The organism is Candidatus Cyanaurora vandensis (assembly GCF_013285555.1).
GTDB classification, from domain to species: Bacteria; Cyanobacteriota; Cyanobacteriia; order Gloeobacterales; family Anthocerotibacteraceae; genus Cyanaurora; species Cyanaurora vandensis.
Genome location: NZ_JAAXLT010000211.1, coordinates 23190 through 30408, shown reverse-complemented (window position 1 = coordinate 30408; position 7219 = coordinate 23190). Strand labels below are relative to the sequence as shown.

General features: G+C 53.9%; 6 protein-coding genes and 1 tRNA gene. 5 read left to right on the top strand and 2 right to left on the bottom strand.

The features are described from left to right. Window positions 1-437: 437 nt before the first annotated feature. Complete coding sequence (gene pgi, locus HFM78_RS15005) at window positions 438-2078, bottom strand: glucose-6-phosphate isomerase (protein ID WP_287130266.1); 1641 nt, start codon at window positions 2076-2078, stop codon at window positions 438-440. 204 nt (window positions 2079-2282) lie between these two features. Then, window positions 2283-2365, bottom strand: a tRNA-Leu gene (locus HFM78_RS15000). Between the two features lie 52 nt (window positions 2366-2417). On the opposite strand from HFM78_RS15000, the gene lipA reads away from it, so the two are divergent. The 5 genes from lipA to HFM78_RS14975 all read left to right on the top strand — a co-directional run bounded on the left by lipA (window position 2418) and on the right by HFM78_RS14975 (window position 7219). Continuing rightward, window positions 2418-3284 carry a lipoyl synthase gene (lipA, locus tag HFM78_RS14995; RefSeq protein WP_287130265.1) on the top strand — a complete coding sequence of 289 codons (867 nt, stop codon included), beginning with the start codon at window positions 2418-2420 and terminating at the stop codon, window positions 3282-3284. 115 nt (window positions 3285-3399) lie between these two features. Beyond that, a complete protein-coding gene (locus tag HFM78_RS14990) occupies window positions 3400-3816 on the top strand; it encodes a hypothetical protein (RefSeq protein ID WP_287130264.1) in 417 nt (138 codons plus the stop codon). Between the two features lie 94 nt (window positions 3817-3910). Further along, window positions 3911-5209 (top strand): hypothetical protein, encoded by a 1299-nt coding sequence (locus HFM78_RS14985; RefSeq protein WP_287130263.1) that lies wholly within the window; start codon window positions 3911-3913, stop codon window positions 5207-5209. Between the two features lie 112 nt (window positions 5210-5321). Beyond that, complete coding sequence (locus tag HFM78_RS14980; protein ID WP_287130262.1) at window positions 5322-5765, top strand: hypothetical protein; 444 nt, start codon at window positions 5322-5324, stop codon at window positions 5763-5765. Beyond that, window positions 5765-7219, top strand: coding sequence for a tubulin-like doman-containing protein (locus tag HFM78_RS14975; protein ID WP_287130261.1), 1455 nt, complete (start codon window positions 5765-5767; stop codon window positions 7217-7219). The genes HFM78_RS14980 and HFM78_RS14975 overlap by 1 nt, the downstream gene beginning before the upstream one ends.

The following is a 7219-nucleotide window of genomic DNA, read 5'->3' as shown; positions in this document are numbered from 1 at the left end:
TAGATTACTTAATCGCGGAGAACTCAAGATTGATTGGGGTCGCAGGATTAAAAATAAAGGTAATTCTATAAATGCAAGTTAGATGCGTGTCAGCTTAGTAAATGGATAGAGTAAAAGCGGTTCTCTTGATGGGCAGTAAGGCCAGTCTTGGTCCGTGACTTCTTTGTAATATTCAATAGTTACAAATAAATCGAAAGCAGCAGCAAGTGACAATCCCACGGGCGTTGAGGTTTTCGTCGCATTCTCAAATGCTTGGTCTATAAGTTTTGTCGCCAAATCTCATGGCTGTTTGGGACTACCCTTTTTGCCTTCTCAAGCGCAGCCTCAACCCAATCAGGCTCTGGGGAGTTGGAGATTTGCTCTGGTGGCTGGTTCAAGTAATGCTCTGCCGGAAGTTTCTCCTGTAACTATGGCTCAACTATAGCTAGCTAGCTCTCTCAGGCGCGGTGGGATTTGTAGTAGTTGATGAGGCCGTTGGTGGAACTATCGTGGCTAGTGATGGGGCTGGGGTCTTTGAGTTCTGGTTGGATAATGCGGGCTAATTGTTTACCAAGCTCGACCCCCCACTGGTCGTAGGAGTTGACATCCCAGAGGATGCCCTGGGTAAAAATCTTGTGTTCGTACAGAGCAATTAATGACCCTAGAGTGTAGGAAGTGAGCTTCTCGAAAAGAATCGTGTTGCTGGGCCGGTTGCCCTCAAAAACCCGGTGGGGAATATTTGCTTCTAAGGCTGCGCCCATGAACCCTTCATTCAACAATTCCGCCCGGACTTCTTCCGCATTTTTGCCACGCATGAGGGCTTCGGTCTGGGCGAAACAGTTAGAGAGCAAGATTAAATGATGGTCGCCGAGAGGATTGTGGGACTGGAGGGGGGCTAGGAAATCACAGGGGACGAGCTTAGTTCCCTGGTGGATCAGTTGATAAAAAGCGTGTTGACCATTGGTCCCCGGCTCGCCCCAGATGATTGGCCCGGTGGCGTAGTCCACTAATTCGCCCGCCCGGTTGACGTGTTTGCCATTACTCTCCATATCCCCTTGTTGGAGATAGGCGGCGAAGCGGTGTAGGTACTGGTCGTAGGGCAGGATGGCGTGGGTATCACACCCAAAAAAATTATTATACCAAAACCCCAGCAGCCCCATCAGGACCGGGAGGTTTTCTGCAAAAGGGGCAGTACGGAAATGCTCATCCATGGCGTAGGCCCCACTCAGGAGAGCCTCAAAGTTATCCATCCCGATATAGACCGCAATACTCAGCCCAATCGCCGACCACAGAGAATAGCGGCCCCCTACCCAGTCGCGGAAGGGAAACATATGGTCTGGGTCAATCCCGAACTGTTTGACCGCCGCTTGGTTCGTGGAGAGGGCGACGAAATGCTGGGCCACTGCCCCCGGACCCGCCACCCGCAGCAGCCAGTCCCGAGCCGAGTGCGCGTTAGTCAGGGTCTCCTGGGTAGTAAAGGTCTTGGAGGCAATGATGAAAAGGGTGGTGGCGGGGTCCAGATATTTGAGGGTCTCCGCGAGATGTGTCCCGTCAATATTGGAGACGAAGTGGACCCGTAATCGGCGGTGAGCGTAGGGTTTGAGAGCTTCCGTCACCATCATCGGGCCGAGGTCTGAGCCACCAATCCCGATGTTGACGATATCGGTCATCGGTTGACCCCGGTAGCCCGCCCAGGTGCCATCAGCAATCGCGGTACAGAAATGGCGCATCTGGTCTAAGACTTGATTTACCTCGGGCATCACATCCACGCCGTCCACTAGAATGGGCCGGTTACTACGGTTACGCAGCGCAACGTGTAAAACCGCCCGGTCCTCGGTGGTATTGATTTTTTCGCCCTGGAACATCTTGTGAATCCAGTCCTGCAAATGAACCTGACGGGCTAGGTCCAGTAACAGGGCCAGCGTCTCCTCAGTCATACGATTTTTAGAATAATCGAGCAGGATGTCCTCGCAGCGGCAAGAGAACTTTTGGAAACGGGCGGGGTCCTGGGCAAATAAGTCGCGCAGGTGGACCGGGGCGATGGTTTGGTAATGCCGCTCTAGGGCTTGCCATGCCGTGGAGCGCGTCAACGCAGTCATGGGTCCTTCCCGGTGGATGGCTGTCGGTATCATACCAAACCCGGTGTTAAAAACCGTACCCCTCCGTCCCATACCCTGCCGGGTACAGGCGTGGTGGGGAACTAAGGCAGATAGAACGTGGAAAGGGGTTAGTGAATGACTAAGGCAGAAGAGCATGCCTAGGTGAGTAAGTAAATTATTCCTAATCAATCAAGGGTAAGAATTTGCGGAACCGGGGACTTGAACCCCGAAGTCCTTGCGGACACTAGAACCTGAATCTAGCGCGTCTACCATTCCGCCAGTTCCGCTGGTGCAGTCCTTTATTATCAATTATTCTTGTAACGGTTGTCAAAGGAATTTATGCACCAACGTCTTCCTGAATGGGCGCGGCGTTCGATTGGGCGGGCGAGCGCGATGTCCACGGTCCAAAAAATCATCCGCGAACGGCAGATTCACACCATCTGTGAGGAGGGCCGTTGCCCCAACCGCGCTGAGTGTTACGCCCAGAAGACCGCTACTTTTTTATTGATGGGTCCGGTCTGTACCCGCGCCTGTGGGTTTTGTCAGGTGACGAGCGGCAAGGCACAGCCCCTCGACCCGGCGGAGCCGACCAAGGTTGCTGAGGCAGTCCAGTTGTTGGGTCTCGATTACGTGGTCCTTACCTCTGTCGCCCGTGATGACCTCGCTGACCAGGGCGCAAGCTGGTTTGTGGCGACGATGACAGCGATCCGTCAAGTGCGGCCCCAGGCTGAGATTGAGGTCTTGACCCCAGACTTTCGTGGGGTGGTTAGTTGTGTGCAGACGGTGGTTCAAGCCAAGCCCGCCTGCTACAACCACAATATTGAGACCGTCGAACGGCTCCAAAAAACAGTGCGCCGGGGGGCTAACTGGCTCAATACCCTCAAAGTCCTGCGGCTGGTCAAAGAACTGGACCCGACCATCCCCACCAAGTCAGGTTTGATGCTGGGTCATGGCGAAACCGTCCCGGAGATTTTGGCGACCTTACAGGCATTGCGGGCCGTGCAGTGCGACCGTCTGACTCTGGGTCAATACCTCCAACCCTCCCAGGAACACCTGCCCGTCCAGAAGTATTGGACCCCGGAGGAGTTCGCAACGCTCGGTGGCCTAGCCCGTGAACTCGGGTTTACGGATGTGCGCTCGGGACCCTTGGTGCGGAGTTCTTACCATGCGGGGCAGATGGGCGAGGTACCGGCCCTGTCTACTTAAACCACGGGTCCCGCAATTCCTCACTCTTGCGGGACCATGCTAAATTTTCGCGCTGGGCATAGTTTGTTTTTACCTGTATGAAGCTTTACTCAAAACGAAGGAGTTGCAGAAACCCGTGGTTGGCTATCTGCTAATCGCTGTCTTTTTGGTTGGTCATTTAGGCATCAGCTACTACGCCTCGACTGTAGTTAAGGAAAGTGTTTACCTTGAGTATTTGCAAGCCACGCTTTACGCTTGTCTACTGCTTGGTCTTTCAATCAGTCCTACTCAGCTAATAGTCAATCGACTAACCACGTTCTTTGGTAAGATTAGCTACTCGGTGTATCTCAGTCACGCAACCATTATCATTTTTATCTCACCAGTCTATCCATTGATTTATCGTGTCGTAGATAACGTATCCATTGGATTTGCTTTATCTCGCTTGTTAGCATTCATGGTCATTGTGCCCCTGTCCTACCTTACGTTCAAGTTTATTGAGTTACCGACTTTGCAACTAGGGCGTGATATTGCTGCTAATTATTCCAAAACTTGAAATTAAAATTTTACGCCCTAGGGGTGCTAGCACGCGGTGAAGGGTGATACGGTAAATCAACAACGTACCTCCTCCCCTCCTCCCCACTCTTATCATGACCAAGCTTCACGCCTGTCTTATCTTGCCCTTAGTCTTCTTGGTGAGTGCCTGTACTACGAGCCCGCCGCCGGCGGTTAATTTGCCCACCTTATCCGTCGTAGACCGTGAACCCTCCCGTAACTTGCGGGTGAATTATTTTATTGATGCCACCGAGTCCATGGAAGGTTTTGCCGAACGCAAGGGCCGCCGCACCGCTTACCAAGAGTTATTGACTACCCTCGAAGATGCCGCCCTCAATCTCTCTCCCACTCCTCAATTCACCAAGTATCGTTTTGGCAATAAGCTAGCGGTGGTCAGTGGTCGGCTTGGGGTCACGGCTGGTCAGGATAAGAATTTTTATGACAGTAAGGTTGTCGGTACCCAGACCCAGATCCAGCAAGCCCTCCTCAACCCCAAAAACACCTGTGTCCGTAACGGACCTGAGGAGCTAACCATTGTAGTTACAGACCTCTTCCAAACGGACAGTGACATTGGGCGGGTGGTGAGTACCATCCAGCAATGTTTCCTAGCTCAGGGACGGGTAGTCGGTCTGCTGGGAGTCCAGAGTGACTTCAGCGGGATGATCTATGATTTTCCAGGGGGTCCGCTCTCGCTTGCTGGCGGTAAACGCCCGGTCTACGCGCTGGTTCTCGGCAAATACGCCAACGTCCAAGCCTATTTCGAGGCAATCCAGTTAATTAGCCCTAGCCTCAAACCCCCCACCGCCCGTTACACGATTTTTAGCCCCCGCGTCTTCCTGGAGTCCCCAGATTTTTTCAAAACCGACCCCACGGACAACCGGAACAATTTAATCAAGCAGGGTTTTGCTGAGTCGAAGATCTATCAGCTAGAGACCCAGGGCGAGCCTGTGGATTTTACGGTCTGTGGCGATACTCCCCGTCCCCTCAGCAAAGATATCGCGGGCTACAGGGTTCCTCAGGAGGGGCAGTTCATCCCCACCGTTCGCCATTACCCTCTCAGCGAAGGCCCAGCCACGGTGCTTAATGACTCGCGCATGGTCGAGGTCACCCCCGGTGATTGTGCTAACGGTCTCGGTCTGCAAGTGAAAGTTGACCCCGCTCGTCTCCAGGTCCAAGGCGAACCTAGGGGCCACTACTTATTTCAACTGGCCTTCCGCCCCTCCCCCCAGGGCTACCCCAAGCAGTGGGACGCCTGGAATACCGAAGATGTCCCCCGCAACCCGCGCAAAACCCTCAACCTCAGTCGTTTTATCAAAAGTCTCTACGGAGCCACCCTGACCCGTGAACCAGACCGCCAGGAAGTGATCCTGCGCTTTTTCCTAACTCGCTTCTGAAATAAGTAATATTACGGACCCTGGGCAATCTCCCCGTACCGCCCTTTATAATCAAACTCATCCGGGCCATATTCATGGACTTGGACCCCCTTCAGATAGCTAAGAGGTTGCCATGGGAAAGAATACCTGGATTGGTATCGTAATTATTGGGATAGCTGCCACGCTACTGATGCTATTTGGCTGGCCTTTTTTCATTCAGGCCATTCGGGTTATACGGCCCACGGTGAGTTTCAATATCTGGCTAGAGAGCTTTCGTTATTTTGGGCTTGTTAGTTTATCGGTAAGTTTACTGCTGAGTATAGTGTGGTGGGGTTATGGCATTGTGAACCCCGAACCTACCCCCGGTTTATGGTGGGGACTCTTGGTAGTGGCAATCCTCGCTGCGGTTGTACCGGGGTTCTTTTATTTGGCTCAGGCGGCGAACCGGGAAGTGGCCTTGGGTATTTACTTACTCAACAATGTTGGTCTTGCCTATTGGCTAGCTACGGTGTTTTTCTCGCCACCTAACAGTAAATTTGTACCGCCGGGTGCCCTCCAACTGCGGGGTGATTGGTAGTGAGTAATTACGTGATTGGCATTGGCGGTACCGGGGCCAAGGTGGTTGAAGCCTTAGCCCATGTCCTCGCAGCCGGGGTGACGGAGGAGACGGTCAACATCCTATTGGTGGACCCAGATGTGGCGAATGGCAGTCTGGAGCGTTGTACCCAGACCCTTCAGGTCTACCGGGATGCCCGTGAACTGACCCAGATGGGCGAGGTCGGTTTCCTCAAGGCCCCCGTAGAGACGACCAACCCCAAGGTCTGGAGTCCTTTCACCGACGATGCCCAGCCGACCTTTCAGCGACTTTTTAATTACGACTCAATGGGAACGGTGGCAGCGGGTCTCCTGGATGTCCTCTACACTCAGAGCGAAAAAACCGCTGACCTCCGTAAAGGCTTCCTGGGTCGGCCCTCAATTGGGGCGACCGTGATGGCAGAGGCCCTCGACCTGGAGCAAGATGAACCCTGGAAGACTTGGTGTGGGCGGATGCGTAACGACCGGCAGGCCAAGATCTTTATCGTCGGCTCGGTTTTTGGCGGGACGGGGGCGGCGGGGTTGCCGACTTTTGCCCGTCTCCTGGCTGATTTCTTGCGGGACCGCGCCGGGATGTACCGTCTGGGCTGTGCGCTGATGCTCCCTTACTTCTCCTTCCCGCCCAATGCTGACCCGGCGCAGTTGCAGGCGAAGGCCGATGAATTTATCCTGCGCTCCCAGGCGGCCCTCAACTACTACTATCAGAAGCTCCGGCAGGAAACCGGGGAGACCTATCAAGCGGTGTACCTGCTCGGTTCTGAGGACCAACCGCCAGTGGGCAAAAATAGCCTCGGAGCGCGAGAACAGCGTAACCCCCCCCACTACCTCGAACTCTACGCCGCCCTTGCGATGATGGATTTCTTCAACCAACCGATCAACGCTGACCCCCACACCCACACAATTGCCTGTGAGAACGCTTCCCAGCTAACTTGGGCTTCCCTCCCGGCAGTTAATCAATTTGAGGCCAAGTTCGCCAATCTCGCCCGGTTCGCCTACGCTTACTGGGGTTATTTTTATCCCCGGCTCAAGGCTCAGATTGCGGGCTCCCGTGAGCTAGACCGGGTGACTTGGTACATCAATTTCTTTACTAAAGAGGACCTGATTGGTAAGCGGACGGCTGAGACGGAGGCAGTCCTTGACCGGGTGGCGGATTACTGTAAGTTCTTCTTGCTCTGGCTGGCGGATCTCCATCAATTCACCGGGGACTTCCGGTTGGGTCTCTTTGATACCAAAGCCTATACCGTGACCGCCAACCGTGAGGTGAGCATTCCCAATGATGAGTACCGCCGTCTCTACCCCGTCCGTAACGACAAACTCCCCGCCACCTTTGCCAAAATAGGGGAGGTCCTCAATACCCGTCGGGCGATGGAGTCTATCAATGTCCGGGGGGCGGCCCGTTTCCTCTATGCCCTCTACCAAGAAACCAGAACTATCTAA

Bases quoted from the DNA above. Each gene is read 5' to 3' on its own strand.
- pgi (WP_287130266.1), bottom strand. From the start codon at position 2,078: ATGACTGCGTTGACGCGCTCCACGGCATGGCAAGCCCTAGAGCGGCAT.
- lipA (WP_287130265.1), top strand. From the start codon at position 2,418: ATGCACCAACGTCTTCCTGAATGGGCGCGGCGTTCGATTGGGCGGGCG.
- HFM78_RS14985 (WP_287130263.1), top strand. From the start codon at position 3,911: ATGACCAAGCTTCACGCCTGTCTTATCTTGCCCTTAGTCTTCTTGGTG.
- HFM78_RS14980 (WP_287130262.1), top strand. From the start codon at position 5,322: ATGGGAAAGAATACCTGGATTGGTATCGTAATTATTGGGATAGCTGCC.